This is a genomic window from Streptomyces sp. NTD107 (assembly GCF_059510435.1).
Genome location: NZ_JCAJZV010000013.1, coordinates 53,291 through 68,078, shown reverse-complemented (window position 1 = coordinate 68,078; position 14,788 = coordinate 53,291). Strand labels below are relative to the sequence as shown.

Annotated in this window: 15 protein-coding genes; 3 read left to right on the top strand and 12 right to left on the bottom strand. The window is 70.8% G+C overall.

The features are described from left to right. Nucleotides 1-79: 79 nt before the first annotated feature. Together AC5WRL_RS22775 and AC5WRL_RS22770 are read right to left on the bottom strand one after the other, a co-directional pair. A complete protein-coding gene (locus AC5WRL_RS22775) occupies nt 80-1,243 on the bottom strand; it encodes a sensor histidine kinase (protein ID WP_496090503.1) in 1,164 nt (387 codons plus the stop codon). Next, nucleotides 1,236-1,898, bottom strand: a complete 663-nt coding sequence (locus AC5WRL_RS22770) for a response regulator transcription factor (RefSeq protein WP_496090502.1) — start codon at nt 1,896-1,898, stop codon at nt 1,236-1,238. The genes AC5WRL_RS22775 and AC5WRL_RS22770 overlap by 8 nt, the downstream gene beginning before the upstream one ends. Nucleotides 1,899-1,985: 87 nt before the next feature. Between AC5WRL_RS22770 and AC5WRL_RS22765 the strand changes: the two genes are divergently transcribed. Further along, on the top strand, nt 1,986-2,999 hold the full coding sequence (locus AC5WRL_RS22765) for an endonuclease/exonuclease/phosphatase family protein (protein ID WP_496090501.1): 1,014 nt from the start codon (nt 1,986-1,988) through the stop codon (nt 2,997-2,999). Here AC5WRL_RS22765 and AC5WRL_RS22760 read toward each other — a convergent pair. The 5 genes from AC5WRL_RS22760 to AC5WRL_RS22740 all read right to left on the bottom strand — a co-directional run bounded on the left by AC5WRL_RS22760 (nt 2,994) and on the right by AC5WRL_RS22740 (nt 6,605). Further along, nucleotides 2,994-3,800, bottom strand: a complete 807-nt coding sequence (locus AC5WRL_RS22760; protein WP_496090500.1) for a class E sortase — start codon at nt 3,798-3,800, stop codon at nt 2,994-2,996. The two genes, AC5WRL_RS22765 and AC5WRL_RS22760, sit on opposite strands and share 6 nt — an antisense overlap. Next, the gene (locus AC5WRL_RS22755) at nt 3,784-4,902 is read right to left on the bottom strand and encodes a class E sortase (RefSeq protein ID WP_496090499.1); all 1,119 of its coding nucleotides are present in this window, start codon (nt 4,900-4,902) and stop codon (nt 3,784-3,786) included. Before AC5WRL_RS22755 ends, AC5WRL_RS22760 begins: the two co-directional genes overlap by 17 nt. Next, nucleotides 4,899-5,558, bottom strand: coding sequence for an aminodeoxychorismate/anthranilate synthase component II (locus AC5WRL_RS22750; RefSeq protein WP_496090498.1), 660 nt, complete (start codon nt 5,556-5,558; stop codon nt 4,899-4,901). The genes AC5WRL_RS22755 and AC5WRL_RS22750 overlap by 4 nt, the downstream gene beginning before the upstream one ends. Next, nucleotides 5,558-5,740, bottom strand: coding sequence for a hypothetical protein (locus tag AC5WRL_RS22745; RefSeq protein ID WP_496090497.1), 183 nt, complete (start codon nt 5,738-5,740; stop codon nt 5,558-5,560). The genes AC5WRL_RS22750 and AC5WRL_RS22745 overlap by 1 nt, the downstream gene beginning before the upstream one ends. Before the next feature lie 127 nt (nt 5,741-5,867). Further along, on the bottom strand, nt 5,868-6,605 hold the full coding sequence (locus tag AC5WRL_RS22740) for a DUF881 domain-containing protein (RefSeq protein WP_496090496.1): 738 nt from the start codon (nt 6,603-6,605) through the stop codon (nt 5,868-5,870). A 109-nt stretch (nt 6,606-6,714) separates the two neighbouring features. Between AC5WRL_RS22740 and crgA the strand changes: the two genes are divergently transcribed. Continuing rightward, nucleotides 6,715-6,975 carry a cell division protein CrgA gene (gene crgA, locus AC5WRL_RS22735; protein WP_496090495.1) on the top strand — a complete coding sequence of 87 codons (261 nt, stop codon included), beginning with the start codon at nt 6,715-6,717 and terminating at the stop codon, nt 6,973-6,975. A 173-nt stretch (nt 6,976-7,148) separates the two neighbouring features. Here the strand turns inward: crgA and AC5WRL_RS22730 are convergent, their stop codons facing one another. Both AC5WRL_RS22730 and AC5WRL_RS22725 read right to left on the bottom strand, forming a co-directional pair. Beyond that, a complete protein-coding gene (locus AC5WRL_RS22730; RefSeq protein WP_496090494.1) occupies nt 7,149-8,036 on the bottom strand; it encodes a rhomboid family intramembrane serine protease in 888 nt (295 codons plus the stop codon). 121 nt (nt 8,037-8,157) lie between these two features. Beyond that, nucleotides 8,158-8,679 (bottom strand): peptidylprolyl isomerase, encoded by a 522-nt coding sequence (locus AC5WRL_RS22725; protein WP_496090493.1) that lies wholly within the window; start codon nt 8,677-8,679, stop codon nt 8,158-8,160. A gap of 171 nt (nt 8,680-8,850) precedes the next feature. Between AC5WRL_RS22725 and AC5WRL_RS22720 the strand changes: the two genes are divergently transcribed. Further along, nucleotides 8,851-9,441, top strand: coding sequence for a DUF5324 family protein (locus tag AC5WRL_RS22720; protein ID WP_496090492.1), 591 nt, complete (start codon nt 8,851-8,853; stop codon nt 9,439-9,441). A gap of 171 nt (nt 9,442-9,612) precedes the next feature. Here AC5WRL_RS22720 and pknB read toward each other — a convergent pair whose 3' ends face one another. The 3 genes from pknB to AC5WRL_RS22705 all read right to left on the bottom strand — a co-directional run bounded on the left by pknB (nt 9,613) and on the right by AC5WRL_RS22705 (nt 14,715). Continuing rightward, nucleotides 9,613-11,628 carry a Stk1 family PASTA domain-containing Ser/Thr kinase gene (gene pknB / locus AC5WRL_RS22715; protein WP_496090491.1) on the bottom strand — a complete coding sequence of 672 codons (2,016 nt, stop codon included), beginning with the start codon at nt 11,626-11,628 and terminating at the stop codon, nt 9,613-9,615. A 235-nt stretch (nt 11,629-11,863) separates the two neighbouring features. After that, nucleotides 11,864-13,327: a peptidoglycan D,D-transpeptidase FtsI family protein gene (locus AC5WRL_RS22710; protein WP_496090490.1), complete on the bottom strand. Its 1,464-nt coding sequence runs from the start codon at nt 13,325-13,327 to the stop codon at nt 11,864-11,866. Beyond that, on the bottom strand, nt 13,324-14,715 hold the full coding sequence (locus AC5WRL_RS22705) for an FtsW/RodA/SpoVE family cell cycle protein (RefSeq protein ID WP_496090489.1): 1,392 nt from the start codon (nt 14,713-14,715) through the stop codon (nt 13,324-13,326). The genes AC5WRL_RS22710 and AC5WRL_RS22705 overlap by 4 nt, the downstream gene beginning before the upstream one ends. Between the last annotated feature and the right edge of the window lie 73 nt (nt 14,716-14,788).

Genomic DNA, 14,788 nt, shown 5'->3' with positions numbered 1-14,788 from the left:
TCGGCAGCTGGGGACTCCACGGATCGCACAGTGGGCACCTGGTACGCCGGACGGGGCTGCCGGGACCGGCCGACCACCGTCATCGCCGCCGCCACCGCGAACTGGCGGACGGGCCGGCGCTGTCGGCCGCTCTGGTGGCTGGTCCGCCCTCCCCGGGGAGTTCCACGGTGACGTGGAGGCCGCCGGTGGGGCGGGGGGTCAGGGTCAGGGTTCCGTTGTGGGCCCGGGTGATGGTGTGGACGATGGCCAGGCCCAGGCCGACGCCCTCCTGCTCGGCGCGGGTGCGTTCGGTGCCGCGCTGGAAGGGCTCGGTCAGGGTCGGGACCAGCGCAGGGCTGAGCCGCTCGCCGGTGTTCTCGACCGTGAGCAGCACGGTCGTGGGGCGGACGGCGGTGTGGACCCGTACCGTGCCGCCCGCCGGCAGGTTGTGGACGATCGCGTTCTGGACGAGGTTCGTGGTCAGCTGGAGCAGCAGCGCCGGCGATCCGGTCGTGGGCGCGATGTCGCCGTCCGTCTCCAGGGTGACGCCGTGCCGTTCGGCCAGCGGCAGCAGGGTCTCGGCGGCCTCCTCCGTGATCAGGGACAGATCGACGGGTTCCGGCGTGAAGGACCGCTGGTTGGCGCGGCTGAGCAGGAGCAGGGCCTCGGTGAGGTCGATGGCCCGGGTGTTGACGGCGTACAGGCGGTCGACGAGTTCGCCGGTGGCCCGGTGGTCCGGGTCGGTGCGGGCCACCTCCAGCAGCGCCTTCGAGATCGCCAGTGGGGTGCGCAGTTCGTGGGAGGCGTTGGCGGCGAATCGCTGCTGCTCGGCGACGTGTGCTTCGAGCCGCGCGAGCATGGTGTCGAAGGCGTCGGAGAGTTCGCGGAACTCGTCGGCCCGCCCCGGCAGCCGGATCCGGTGGGAGAGCGATCCGGCCGAGGCCCGGCGGGTGGCCTGGGTGACCCGGGTCAGCGGGGCGAGCATCCGGCCGGCCAGCAGCCAGCCCCCCACCAGGCCGAACAGCAGCAGGAGCGCGAACACCACGGCCGCCCGCGGGGCGAAGACCCGCAGCAGGCTGGAGCGGATGGGAAAGACCCCGGTGGGGGTGTCGGTGGAGCCGGGGATGAGCATCGCCCGGTCCGGGACGTACCGCAGGAGGAACAACCACACCGCCGCGAGCAGCAGGGTGCCCGCGACCATGATGAAGCCGGTGTAGCTGAGGGTCAGCTTGAGCCGGACGCTCAGCCCGGGCCGCCTATCCATGGTCGATGCGGTAGCCGACGCCCGGCACGGTGGCGATGATCCAGGGTTCGCCGAGGCGTTTGCGCAGCGCGGAGACCGTGATGCGTACGGCGTTGGTGAACGGGTCGGCGTTCTCGTCCCACGCCCGGGCCAGAAGTTCCTCGGCGCCGACCACCCCGCCCTCGGCGGCGACCAGGACCTCCAGCACGGCGAACTGCTTGCGGGTGAGCGCGACATACCGGCCCTCGCGGTGGACCTCGCGGCGGAACGGGTCGAGCCGCAGGCCCGCGATCTCCCGTACGGGCGGCCTGGTGTGCGCCCGCCTGCGGTCGAGCGCGCGCAGCCGCAGCACCAGCTCCCGCAGTTCGAACGGCTTGGTGAGGTAGTCGTCGGCGCCGAGGCCGAACCCGGAGACCTTGTCGTCGAGCCGGTCGGCGGCGGTGAGCATCAGGATCGGGGTGCCGCTGCCGGAGGCGACGATGTGCCGGGCGATCTCGTCGCCCGAGGGGCCCGGGATGTCGCGGTCGAGGACGGCGATCTCGTAGCTGTTGACGCCGAGCAGTTCCAGGGCGGTGTCGCCGTCGCCGGCGATGTCGGCCGCGATCGCCTCCAGGCGCAGCGCGTCGCGGATGGCTTCCGCCAGGTAGGGCTCGTCCTCGACGATCAGCACACGCATGCCCGTAAGCCTACGAGTCGGCACATATCGTCGGCGTATCGGAAATCTCATACGGGCCGGCAACGCCGCGCCGCCTTCACTGGCGGCATGATACGAACTCGTCTGCGGCTTCGGCCCGAGCCCTGGCGGCGCGGGCGGGTGCTCGCCGCGCTCGCGCTGCTCCTCGGCCTGTTTCTGTCGGCGCACGCCTGGATTCCGAACCGGATCGGCGGCCTCGGCAGCCTGGTGGAGACCTTCCTGCCCTGGTTCGGCCTGTTCATCCCGCTGCTGCTGGCCGCCGCGCTGTGGCGCCGCGCCCCGGCCGCCGTGGTCGCGCTGCTGCTGCCGGTCGCGGTGTGGCTGCACCTCTTCGGCGGGCTGCTCGGCGACAGGTCCCACCCGGACGCGGACAGCGACCTCACCGTGGTGAGCCACAACGTCGGCGCCGACAACCCCGACCCGGCCGGCACCGCCCGCGCCCTGGCCGCTTCCGGCGCGGACCTGCTGGCCCTCCAGGAGATCACCGAGCAGCACCTGGGGACGTACGAGAGGGAGCTGGCGGCGGCGTACCCGCACCACACCGTGCTGGGCACCGTCGGGCTGTGGAGCAAGCTGCCGCTGTCCGACACCCGGCCGGTCGACATCGAGATGGACTACGGGCCGCTGGGCGACGCCAAGCCGGTCGAGGAGACCATGGCCTACACCCGGGCGCTGCGCACCTCGGTGGCCACGGAGCGCGGGCCGCTCGCGGTGTATGTGGTCCACCTGGGGTCGGTACGGGTGAACCCGCGGGCCGGTTTCTGGACGGACTCGCGGGACCGGGGCGCCCGGGCGCTCGGCGAGGCGATCGCCGCCGAGCCGAACGAGCGGGTGGTGCTGCTCGGCGATCTGAACGGCACCGTGGACGACCGCGCGCTGGCCGGTGTCACCGCTCAGCTGCGCTCGGTCCAGGACGCGGCCGGGGCCGGCTTCGGTTTCAGCTGGCCGGCGAGCTTCCCGGTGGCGCGGATCGATCAGATCCTGGTGCGCGGCGTGCAGCCGGACAGCGCGTGGCTGCTGCCCGCGACCGGCAGTGACCATCTGCCGGTCGCGGCCGGGATCAGCTGGGGGCCGGCCTCATGAGGCGCCGGCGGTCAGCTCGGCGGGCGGGGTGCGCTGGTCGTCGACGGGCTCGGTGCGCTCCAGCTCGCCCCACACGATGTAGCGGTGCCTGGAGGTGTAGACGGGGGTGCAGGTGGTGAGGGTGATGTACTGGCCGGCCTCGGTGGCGCCGGACTCGGTGGGGATGGCCTCCAGGACGGCGGTGTTGTACCGGGAGGTCTCCGGAAGGACGGCGTAGGCACGGTAGATGTACCAGGTGTCGCGGGTCTCGAAGACGATCGCGTCGCCCTCCTCGATCCGCTGGATGTTGTGGAACTTCGCGCCGTGGCCGTCCCGGTGTGCCGCCAGGGTGAAGTTGCCCTCCTCGTCCCAGGGCATGGCGGATTCCAGCGGCTCGTTGTAGTAGCCGGCCACGCCGCCGTTGAGGATGTCGAGGTCGGTGCCCTCCTTGACGAGGATCTCGTCCTTGGTCATGGCGGGCACGTGCAGGAAGCCGATGCCGTCGGCCGGGTCGTACGCCACCGGGTCCCGCGGGTCGGCCTCGCCGCTCTCCCACTGGTCGCGCACCGCGTCACCGGCGCGCGACGCCTGCTGGTTGGCGACCACGTTGGTCCACCACAGCGAGTAGGCGACGAACAGGCCCAGCACGATGCCGCCGGTGATCAGCAGTTCGCCGAAGACGGAGAGGGCGAACGCGATACGGCCTCGGGTACCTCCGGCTCGACGAGCTTGGGGTGCGGCGGGCTCCGGCTCCGGGGTTATCTCTTCGGCTTCGGCTTCGGCTTCGGTGTCCGGTTCGGCCGGTTCAGTCGACGAGGGCATCGGGTTTTCCTTCGCTGCGGGGACGCTCCTCGGTCAACTGCCCCCAGACGATCATCCGGTAGGTGGAGGTGAACTCCGGTGTGCAGGTGGTGAGGGTGATGTAGCGGCCGGGTTCGGTGAAGCCGCCCTGGTCGGGGACGGGGTCGAGGACGGCGATGTTGGACGGGGAGGTGGAGTCGAGCCGGGTGGCCATCTCGTACACGTAGTACGTGGTCTCCGTCTCGATGACGATCGGATCGCCCGGGTTGAGCTTGTTGATGAAGCGGAACGGCTCGCCGTGGGTGTTGCGGTGGCCGGCGAGGCCGAAGTTGCCCTCCTCGTCCCAGGGCATGGCGGAGGGCAGCTGGTCCTCGGCGGTGTAGTGGCCGACCATGCCCTTGTCGAGGACGGCCTTGGGGTCGACGCCCTCGGCGATGGGGGCCCGGACGTCGAGGGTGGGCAGGTAGATGATCGCGAAGCCCTCGCCGGGGGAGAAGACGCCCGGCTCGCGATCCTCGCCGTCGTCCTCGCCGGCCTCGGCGCGCTCCCACTGCTCCTGGAGCGAGTCGGCCTGGCCGTTGGCGTGCGCCCGGGCTTCGACGTTGGTCCACCACAGCTGGTAGACGACGAACAGCATCAGCAGCACGCCGGTGGTGATGAACAGCTCGCCGATCACATTGCTGATGGCGGTGCCGGTCTGCTTGGCGGCTTTGGCGGCGGCCTTCGCCGCCTGGCGGCGCGCGGCCCGGCCACCGGTCTCCGGCGGCGGCGCCTCGGGGGTGGGGTCCGGTGCGGGGGGCGCGCCGTGCCGCCCGGCGGCCCGGTCCGCCCTGCGCCGGGCCGCGCGGCCTTCGGCGACGGGTGGTACGGGCGGCAGTACGGTGGTGGCCCCCTCGTCCGCGGTGCCGCCGAGATCCGCCGGGGTACGCAGCCCCACGGTCCGCGGATCCTCCGGCGGCCCGCTGTCGTACGCGGTGGTCTCCTCGTACGGCGCCGGGTAGGAGGCGTACGGCTCCTGGTAGTGCGGCTGCTGCTGCGGGTTCTGGGGCTGCGGTGGCTGCTGGTAGTAGGCGTCCTCCCCGGGGTACCAGGGCCCGCCCTCTCCCCCACGCCCCTGCGTCACGCCGCGGGCTCCTGCCGTCCGGCCCGCCCGACGACCGGCGCCAGCCCGTGCGAGCGCTCGACGGCGCCCGGATCGCCGCACACCGCCAGCCAGTTGGCGAGCATCCGGTGGCCGCCCTGGGTGAGCACCGACTCCGGGTGGAACTGAACCCCCTCCACCGGCAGGGTGCGGTGGCGCAGGCCCATGATGACGCCCTGGGTGTGGCCGGTGACCTCGAAGACGTCCGGCACGGTGCCCTCGGCGACCGCCAGCGAGTGGTAGCGGGTCACGGTCAGCGGGCTGGGCAGTCCGGTGAAGACGCCGGCCCCGGTGTGCTCCACCTCGGAGGTCTTGCCGTGCAGCAGTTCGGGTGCCCGGCCCACCACACCGCCGTACGCCACCGCCATGGCCTGGAGCCCCAGGCACACCCCGAACACCGGGATGCCCGCCACCGCGCAGTGCCGCACCATGTCGATGCACACGCCCGCCTGTTCGGGGGCGCCGGGCCCGGGGGAGAGCAGTACCCCGTCGTACCGGTCGGCGGTGACGTCGGCGGGGCGGACCGCGTCGTTGCGCAGCACCTCGCACTCGGCGCCGAGTTGGTAGAGGTACTGGACGAGGTTGTAGACGAAGCTGTCGTAGTTGTCGACGACCAGAATGCGTGCGGGTGTGCTCATCAGCCGGCTGCCCCTTGTCCCTGCTCGCCGTCGATCGGCACATTGTTGAACGGGAGGAGGGGTTCGGCCCAGGGGAAGACGTAACTGAACAGCAGATAGACGACCCCGAGGGCCAGCACCAGGGAGATCAGCGCGCGTACCAGCGTGTTGCCCGGCAGGTGCCGCCAGATCCAGCCGTACATGGCGTCGCTTCTCCTTCGTGTCCCGCTCCGCGCGGCGGCGCCGCGTGCCCCCAAGAGTACGACGCGCGACGGATCCTCTTCAGAGGATCACGCCATCTCGGGGACCGGCGTGACCGGAGTCATCCGGTTATCCGACGGGGCCGGCGTATTGCAGGGCGGTGGAGCCGGTGTAGGCGGGGAGGGTCGTGTCCCCGCTCTCCTCGACCTTCCAGCCGAGGCCGTAGGCGTCCACGTAGGCGCGGTAGTTCTGGATGGTGGGGTCCTCGTCGAGGGCGGTGCGCAGGGCGTCGCGGTCGCCGACGGCGGTGACGGTGTAGGGCGGGGAGTAGAGCTGCCCCTGGAGGATGAGGGTGTTGCCGACGCAGCGCACCGCGCTGGTGGAGATGAGCCGCTGGTCCATGACCTGGATGCCTTCGGCGCCGCCGGCCCACAGGGCGTTGACGACGGCCTGGAGGTCCTGCTGGTGGATGACGAGGTCGTTGGGCAGCGGGTCGGGGAGCCCGGGGAGCAGGGGTACGGCGTTGGGCGGGGCGTCGGTGAGGGTGACGGTGAGGGCGTCGCCGGTGAGTTCGGTGAGGCCGGCGGCGTCCTCGACGCGGGCGAGGCGTTCGGTGCCGGCCGGGTCGGTGGGGCTCTCGCGTTTGGTGAGGGTGTCGACCTCGGCGCGCAGCTGGGCGGCGTCGGATTCGAGGCGGGCGTTGTCCCGGCCGCGTTCCCTGATGAGGTCGGACATCTGGAGCAGCGAGTCGTCGGTGCGGATGTTGCTGCCGCCGGAGACGCTGAAGCTGACCCAGAAGAGGAGTCCGGCGAGGGCGAAGACGGCTATGGTGCCCAGCCGGGCGGGGCGTATCCGGTTCACACGCATCCCACTCCCACCCCTGGTCTCCTGTATTGGCCGCCGAAGCACTACGCTAGCTGACGATCCCACCGCTGTGCGCGCCCCAGCCGCCGCACGATCGACAGGAGAGTCCCTCGTGCCGAAGTCCCGGATCCGGAAGAAGAAGGACGCGTCCTTCACCGCGCCGGAGAAGAAGGAGACCACCAAGCTCGACATGGGGGGACGTCGCTGGGTGGCGCCGCTGATGCTGGCGATGTTTGTGATCGGTCTGGCGTGGATCGTGCTGTTCTACGTGACGCAGGGTGATCTGCCGGTGGGTGCGCTGGGCAACTGGAACATCGTGGTGGGCTTCGGGTTCATCGCCGTGGGGTTTGTCGTCTCGACGCAGTGGAAGTGACCTCGGGTTATCCACACCGATCATCGGATGGGCTGTGGATAACCCGAGGCGCCGGCCCGGGGGCCGGGCGCCGTACGGTGCGGCCGTACCCCAGTTGACCTGCGGAAACGTGGGAGTGCCTGGGCCGGTCGCCGGTTGTGCACAGGGCTGATCCGGCCTGTGGATAAGTAGGATCAGCCCACCAGCTGCTGGGTGCGGACCACGCAGGCGATCACGATCACGGCCAGCACCGCCCCACAGACCGCCACCTGCACCAGCGTCCGCCGCTGCCGGGGCGCGTGCACCATCCCGTACGCCACGGCCACCCCGGCCACCAGACCGCCGATGTGCGCCTGCCAGGCGATGCCCGACCACGTGAAGGTGATCAGCAGGTTGATCGCCAGCAGCACGCCGATCGGCCGCATGTCGTAGTTCATCCGGCGCATCAGCACGGCGGTGGCGCCGAACAGGCCGAAGATCGCCCCGGAGGCGCCGAGCGAGAGCTGGTACTGCGAGGCGAGCACGTACGACAGCGTCGAGCCGGCCAGCGCCGAGATCAGATACAGCGCGGTGAAGCGGAGCCGGCCGAGCGCCGCCTCCAGCTGCGGGCCCAGGAACCACAGCCCCAGCATGTTGAAGCCCAGATGCCAGATCTCCTGGTGCAGGAAGGCCGAGGTCAGCATCCGGTACCACTGGCCGTCCGCGACGCCGATGATGCGCCAGCCGCCGGGGTCCGCGTCCAGCGCGTACCCGAGCATGCCGAGGTCCGTGACCAGCCGGTCACCGGCGGACAGCACCGCGATGAAGACGGCGACATTGATCGCGAGGATGATCTTGGTGATGAGGCGGGTGTCCGCCACCAGCGAACCACCGGCCAGCGTGCGCGGAGAGCTGCCCCGGGAGGCCGCCGAGGCGCCGCGCACGCACGAGGGGCACTGATAGCCGACCGAGGCCGAGATCATGCACTCCGGGCAGATCGGGCGCTCGCAGCGGGTGCACCGGATGCCGGTCTCGCGCTCCTGGTGCCGGTAGCAGACGGCCAGGCCGGCGGGTGGCGGCTGCTGTCCCTGCTGCTCCGTCATGACATCCCCTCGGCTCCCGGCTCCCGGCACACCCATTGACATGCCCCCCTGATCCTACGGACAGGGGGGCATCAATGGTTCCCGGGATACGGGCCCGGGTCAGCGCTGGGTCAGCGCCGGGTCAGCGGGTCTCGATGACCACGGTCTCGATCACCACGTCGTTGACGGGGCGGTCGTTACGGGGGTTGGTGTCGGTGGCCGCGATCGCGTCGACGACCTCCTGGCCGGAGGTGACCTCACCGAAGATGGTGTGCTTGCCGGTCAGCCAGGTGGTGGGGGACACGGTGATGAAGAACTGCGAGCCGTTGGTGCCCGGGCCGGCGTTGGCCATCGCCAGCAGGTAGGGCTTGGTGAAGGCCAGGTCGGGGTGGATCTCGTCCTTGAACTTGTAGCCCGGACCGCCCGTGCCGTTGCCCAGCGGGTCGCCGCCCTGGAGCATGAAGCCCTCGATCACCCGGTGGAAGACCGTGCCGTCGTACAGCTTGGCGTTGGTCTTGGCACCGGTGTTGGGGTCCACCCACTCCCGGGTGCCCTGGGCCAGCTCGGTGAAGTTCTTCACCGTCTGCGGCGCGTGGTTCGGGAAGAGCTCCACCTCGATGTCGCCGCGGTTCGTCTTCAGGGTGGCGTACAGCTTCTCAGCCACGATGTACCTTCCGTTTACGTCAGTGACGGTCAACGATCCTGCCATGCGCTGACGACACACCCTGCGCCCGGATGCCCGTTTCGCGTGCTGATACCTCCCCCAAGCGGCATGATTTCCACACAAGCGGAGATAGCGGTATGTACTGCCTAAAAGCGGTACTGAGGAGGACATATGACTCGCACGCGCATGCGACCACGACAGGCGCGGTCGGTACGGGAGCAGGCCGCCTGCTACGCGCGGGACGCCGGAACCTATCTGGCACCACACGCCCAGCGGGCGGCCGGCGCCGCCCGGGACGGCCTCCAGCAGGGGCTCAACCAGGCCCGGCAGAACCTGCCCGAGGGCATGGACGCCGCCGCCGTACGGGCCGCCGAGCGGGCCCGGATCGCGGCGATCCGCACCCGGGACGTGGCCGGACCGCGCATCGAGGCCGCCATCGCGGCGGCCGGCCCGGCCTCCCAGGAGGCGGCGGCCCGGTCGGCGGCGGCCTTCGCGGCGCTGCGCGGGCAGGTGACCAACCGGGAGATCCAGCAGGCCATCCACCGCCGCCGCTGCGCCGCCCGGCGACGGCGCGGGCTGCGACGGCTCGGCGTGGCCGGCGTGCTGGTGGGCACCGCGGTCCTCGCCTGGCGCTGGTGGCAGAACCAGTCCAGCCCCGACTGGCTGATGGAGCCCACCCCCGCGACCGAACTCGACGCCGCCGACTCCACGGGAGCACCCGCCCCCGACATCCTGGGCGAGGACAGCGCACCGCGCCCGTAACCGGCCCGCAAGCCACCACGGCAGCGGCCGGCCGCGCCGGGCGGATGCGCGCCCGCGGGTACGGATGCGCGCCTGCGGGTACGGGTGAGGGCCCGGCAGCAATGCTGCCGGGCCCTCACCCGTACCCCGGTCCGGTAACGCCCCGGGGGCTCGCCCCGGCGGCGGTCACGGTCAGCCGGTTCCCCCGCCGAAGGGCCAGCTGCCGCTGTTGTTCCCGTTGTTCCCGTTGTTTCCGCCGTTGTCGCCGCCGCCGTCCGCCCCGGCCGGGTCGCCGACCTGGCCCGGGTCGTAGGTGTAGACGGTGACCTCGGAGTCCTTGTCCACCTGGGTGCCCGCACCCGGGTTGGTGGCGTAGACGACGGCCGTGTCGTTGTCCGGCCCCTCCACCTTCACCCGCAGGCCCGACTGCTCCAGCTGCTGCCGGGCCGAGTTCAGCGGCTGGTTGGTCAGGTCGGGAATCCCGACCTGCTCCGGCTGCTGGTTCGGCGACGGCTGGGCCACCGTCAGGGTCACCGTGCCGTTCGGCGTGTGCTGGCCCCCGGCGCCCGGGTTCTGGCTGATCACCGTGTTCTCGGGCCGCGAGTCATCCGTCTGGTTGACCCGGGTGACGACGAAGCCCGCGCCCTCCAGGGTGGCCTTCGCCTCGTCGAACGTCCTGCCCACCACGTCCGGCACCGACACGGTGTCCGGCGCCGCCGCCACCGTCAGGGTGATGGTCGCGTCCGGCTTGGCCTCCGCGCCCGCCTTCGGATCCTGGGAGAGCACCGTGCCCGGCTCGACGGTGGTGCTCACCTCGGACTCCTGCTGGATGTCGCTGAAGCCCGCGTCCTCCAGCTCGCCCTTCGCCTCGTCGAACGTCTTGTCCGTCACATCCGGGACCTCGATCGCCGCCGGGCCCTCCGACATGATCGCGGTGACGGTGTCACCGCGCTCGATCTCGGAGCCGGCCGCCGGGTCGGTCTCGCAGATGGTGCCCTCGGGCTCCTCGCACGGCTTGCTGCCCTCCTCCTTGAGGACGAAGCCGTTGGCCAGCTTCTCCGCGTCCTCAAGGGTCTGCCCGGCGAGGTTGGGCACCTTGATCGAACTGGGCGGGGTGTCCCCCGCGAACAGCGCCTTGCCGATGAAGATCGCGCCGATCAGCACCAGCACCCCGGCCAGCACCAGCAGGATCGTCGACAGATTGCTCTTGCGCTGCCGCCGGTCCGCCCGCCCGTAGCCGTCGTCGTACCGGTCGCCGTCGGCCGGCGGCAGCATCGCGGTCCCCGGGTCGGCCGCCCGCAGCGCGGTCGTCGGCCGGTCGTCGTACCCGTACGCCGCCGCGCCCACCGGCAGCGCGGCCGAGATCGGGCGGCCGTCGAGGGCCGCCTCGATGTCGGCGCGCATCTCGTCGGCGTTCTGGTAGCGGTAGTCGGGGTCCTTCATCAGGGCCTTGAGCACGATGGCGTCGGTGTCCGGGGTGACCTCCGGATCGAAGACGCTCGGCGGCTGCGGCTCCTCGCGCACATGCTGGTACGCCACCGCCACCGGGGAGTCCCCGATGAACGGCGGCCGGACCGCCAGCAGCTCGTACAGCAGGCAGCCCGTGGAGTACAGATCGGACCGGTTGTCGACCTGCTCGCCCTTCGCCTGCTCGGGCGACAGGTACTGGGCGGTGCCGATCACGGCCGACGTCTGCGTCATGGTCATGCCGGAATCGCCCATGGCCCGGGCGATTCCGAAGTCCATCACCTTGACCTGGCCGGACGTGGTGAGCATCACGTTCGCCGGCTTGATGTCGCGGTGCACGATCCCGTTGCGGTGCGAGTACTCCAGCGCCTGGAGCACCCCGATCGTCATCTCCAGCGCGCGCTCGGGCAGCAGCTTGCGCCCGGAGTGCAGCAGCTCACGCAGCGTGGAGCCGTCCACGTACTCCATCACGATGTACGGGATGGAGATCCCGTCGACGTAGTCCTCGCCGGTGTCGTACACCGCGACGATCGCGGGATGGTTCAGCGAGGCCGCGGACTGCGCCTCGCGGCGGAAGCGGGCCTGGAACGTGGGGTCGCGGGCGAGGTCGGTGCGCAGGGTCTTGACGGCGACGGTACGGCCGAGACGCGTGTCATGGGCCAGGTGCACCTCGGCCATGCCTCCGCGACCGAGCACATGGCCGATCTCGTACCGCCCGCCGAGGCGACGCGGCTCATCCATGATTGCTGCCCTCTCCGTTCGATCCCGGCCGCACCTGTGGTCGGCCCGGCTGGGGTCCCCCGACCTCGGGCACGAGGGGTCCAAGCTCTGGCTTACGGTACCCGCCGCGGGCCGGGGGCCCGGCCCCCGGCCGCTCGCTGATACGCAACCGGTATCGCGTGCCGCCGGGAAGGGGCCGGTACGGGCCGGTCATGTGTATGACGTGTGACGGGTGGGCGCGGTTGTCACGGTGCGGTCAATTCTGGCCGGCCAGGACGGCTTCCATGACGTCCTTGGCGATGGGGGCGGCGAGCGCGTTGCCGCCGACCTCGCTGCGGTCGTCGGAGCCGTTCTCGACCACGACGGCGACCGCGACCGGGGAGCCGTTGTCGGTCATCGCGTAGGAGATGAACCAGGCGTACGGGATGGCCGCGTTGTTCTCACCGTGCTGCGCGGTGCCGGTCTTGCCGCCGACCTTCACGCCGTCGATCTTGGCGTTGAAGGCGGTGCCCTCCTCGACCACGGACTCCATGGCGGACTGGAGCGCCTGGGCGTTCTCGGCGGACAGCGGCCGGCTCATCTCCTGCGGCTCGGTCTGCTCGATCACATTGAGGTTCGGGGCCTCCAGCCGGTCCACCATGTACGGCTGCATGAGCTTGCCGTCGTTGGCGATGGCGGCGGCGACCATGGCCATCTGGAGCGGGGTGGCCCGGTTGGACGCCTGGCCGATGCCGGCCATGGCGTTCTGCGGCGCGTTGTCCTCGGGGTACTGGCTGGCCTCGGCGCGGACCGGGGTGAAGATCTCCTCGTTGAAGCCGAAGGACTCGGCGGTCTCCATCATCGTCTCGTTGCCCAGCTCATCGCTGATGCCGGCGAAGACGGTGTTGCAGGAGTCCTCCAGGGCGATGCGGATCGTGGCGTCCGCGCAGCGGCCCTTGATGAGGTTGTCCAGGGTACGGCCGTTGGTACCGGGCAGTTCGAACGGCTCGGGGTAGTCGGTCTTGGTGTCCACGCCGTCCAGCAGCCCGTTCTCCAGCGCCGCCGCCGCCGTGACCACCTTGAAGGTGGAGCCGGGCGGGTAGGTCTCGCGCAGCGCCCGGTTGAGCATCGGGTCGTCGGGATCGTTCTCCTTCTGGAGCGCGCTCCACGCCTCGGTGTCCTCGGAGGTGTTGCCGGTGAAGGTGGAGGGGTCGTAGGAGGGGGTGGAGACCAGGGCGAGGATCTCGCCGGTGCGCGGATCGATCGCGGCGACCGCGCCCTTCTTGTCGCCCAGCCCCTCGAAGGCGGCCCGCTGGGCGTCCTCGTTCAGGGTGGTGACGACGTTGCCGCCGGTGCGGTCCTTGCCGGTGAGCATGTCGATCGTGCGGTTGAAGAACAGCCGGTCGTCGTCCCCGGTGAGGATCGAGTCGTAGATGCCTTCGAGCAGGGTGGTGTTGAAGAGCGAGGCGAAGCCGGTGACCGGCGCCCACATCTCGCCGTCGGTGTAGGTGCGCTTGTACGTGAAGTCGTTGTCGTCGGTCTCGACCGAGCCGGTGATGGGCTGGCCGTCGACGATGATGTCGCCGCGCGGGTGGGCGTACCGCTCGATGAGGACCCGCCGGTTGTTGGCGTCCGTCTGGAGCTCGTCGGCCTGGACGAACTGCACCCAGTTGACCCGGACCAGCAGGGCGAGGATGAGCAGGCCGCAGAAGACCGCGACGCGTCGCATTGGTTTGTTCATACTCGTACTACCTGAGTCTGTTCGACGTCCGTGTTGGGCGCGGGGGCGGGTGCGGGTCGTCGTGCAGTGTCGCTGATCCGAAGTAGGAGCGCGATCAAGGCCCAGTTCGCGATGACGGACGAGCCGCCCTGGGCGAGGAACGGCATGGTCATGCCGGTCAGCGGGATGAGCCCGGTGACCCCGCCGGCCACGACGAAGATCTGGATGGCGAAGACCCCGGACAGGCCGACCGCGAGCAGCTTGCCGAACGGGTCGCGGGCGGCCAGCGCGGTCCGCAGGCCGCGCTGGATGAGCAGCCCGTACAGCAGGATGACGGCCATCAGGCCGACCAGGCCCAGCTCCTCGCCGACGGTGGCCAGGATGTAGTCGGACTTGGTGGCGATGCCGCCGATGAGCCGTGAGTAGCCCTGGCCGAGGCCGGAGCCGAACAGGCCGCCGGAGCCGAAGGCGTACATCGACTGGGCGGTCTCGGTGACGCCGCCGTTCTGGAGCGCGAGCGGGTTGAGCCAGTTGTCGACGCGCTGGCCGACGTGGCTGTTGGCGTTGGCGACGACGACCGCGCCGGAGACCGACAGCAGCAGGCCGAAGATGATCCAGCTGGTGCGCTCGGTGGCGACGTACAGCATCACCACGAAGATCCCGAAGAACAGCAGGGACATGCCCAGGTCGGTCTCGAAGATGAGGATCATGAGCGAGACCGCCCAGATCGCCAGGATCGGGCCCAGGTCACGGCCGCGTGGGAGGTAGACGCCGAGCACCCGGCGGGAGGCGAGCGCGAGGGCGTCGCGCTTGACCATCAGGTAGCCGGCGAAGAAGACGGCGATGACGATCTTGGCGAACTCGCCGGGCTGGAGCGAGCCGACGCCGGGGATGGTGACCCAGATCCGGGCGCCGTTGACCTCGCCGAAGAACAGCGGGGAGATCAGCAGGATCAGCGCGACCACCATGGAGATGTAGGTGTAGCGCTGGAGGATGCGGTGGTCCTTGAGGAAGATCAGCACGCCGAGGAAGAGCGCCACCCCGAGCGCGGACCACATGAGCTGGTTGGGGGCCATCGCGCCGCCGAGCTTGGCGGTGGTGATGGACGGCTCCAGGTCCAGCCGCCAGATCAGTACCAGTCCCATGCCGTTGAGGAGGGTGGCGATCGGCAGCATGAGCGGGTCGGCGTACGGGGCCCAGCGCCGTACCACCAGGTGCGCCACGGCGGCCATCGCACCCAGGCCCAGGCCGTACTGGAGGGTGCCGGCGGGGATCGAGCCGTCCTTGGCGAGGCCCACGTTGGCGTAGGCCAGCACGGGGATGAGCACGGCGAACACGAGCATCGCCAGCTCGGTGTTCCGGCGGCTGGGCAGCCCGCCGGTGGAGACGGTGGTGTTGCTGGTGCTCATCGCTTCAGGTCTCTGGGTCGCGCCAGGCCGTGCCGCCCGGGTGGGCGCGGGCACGGGCCTCGCTTACGCGGGA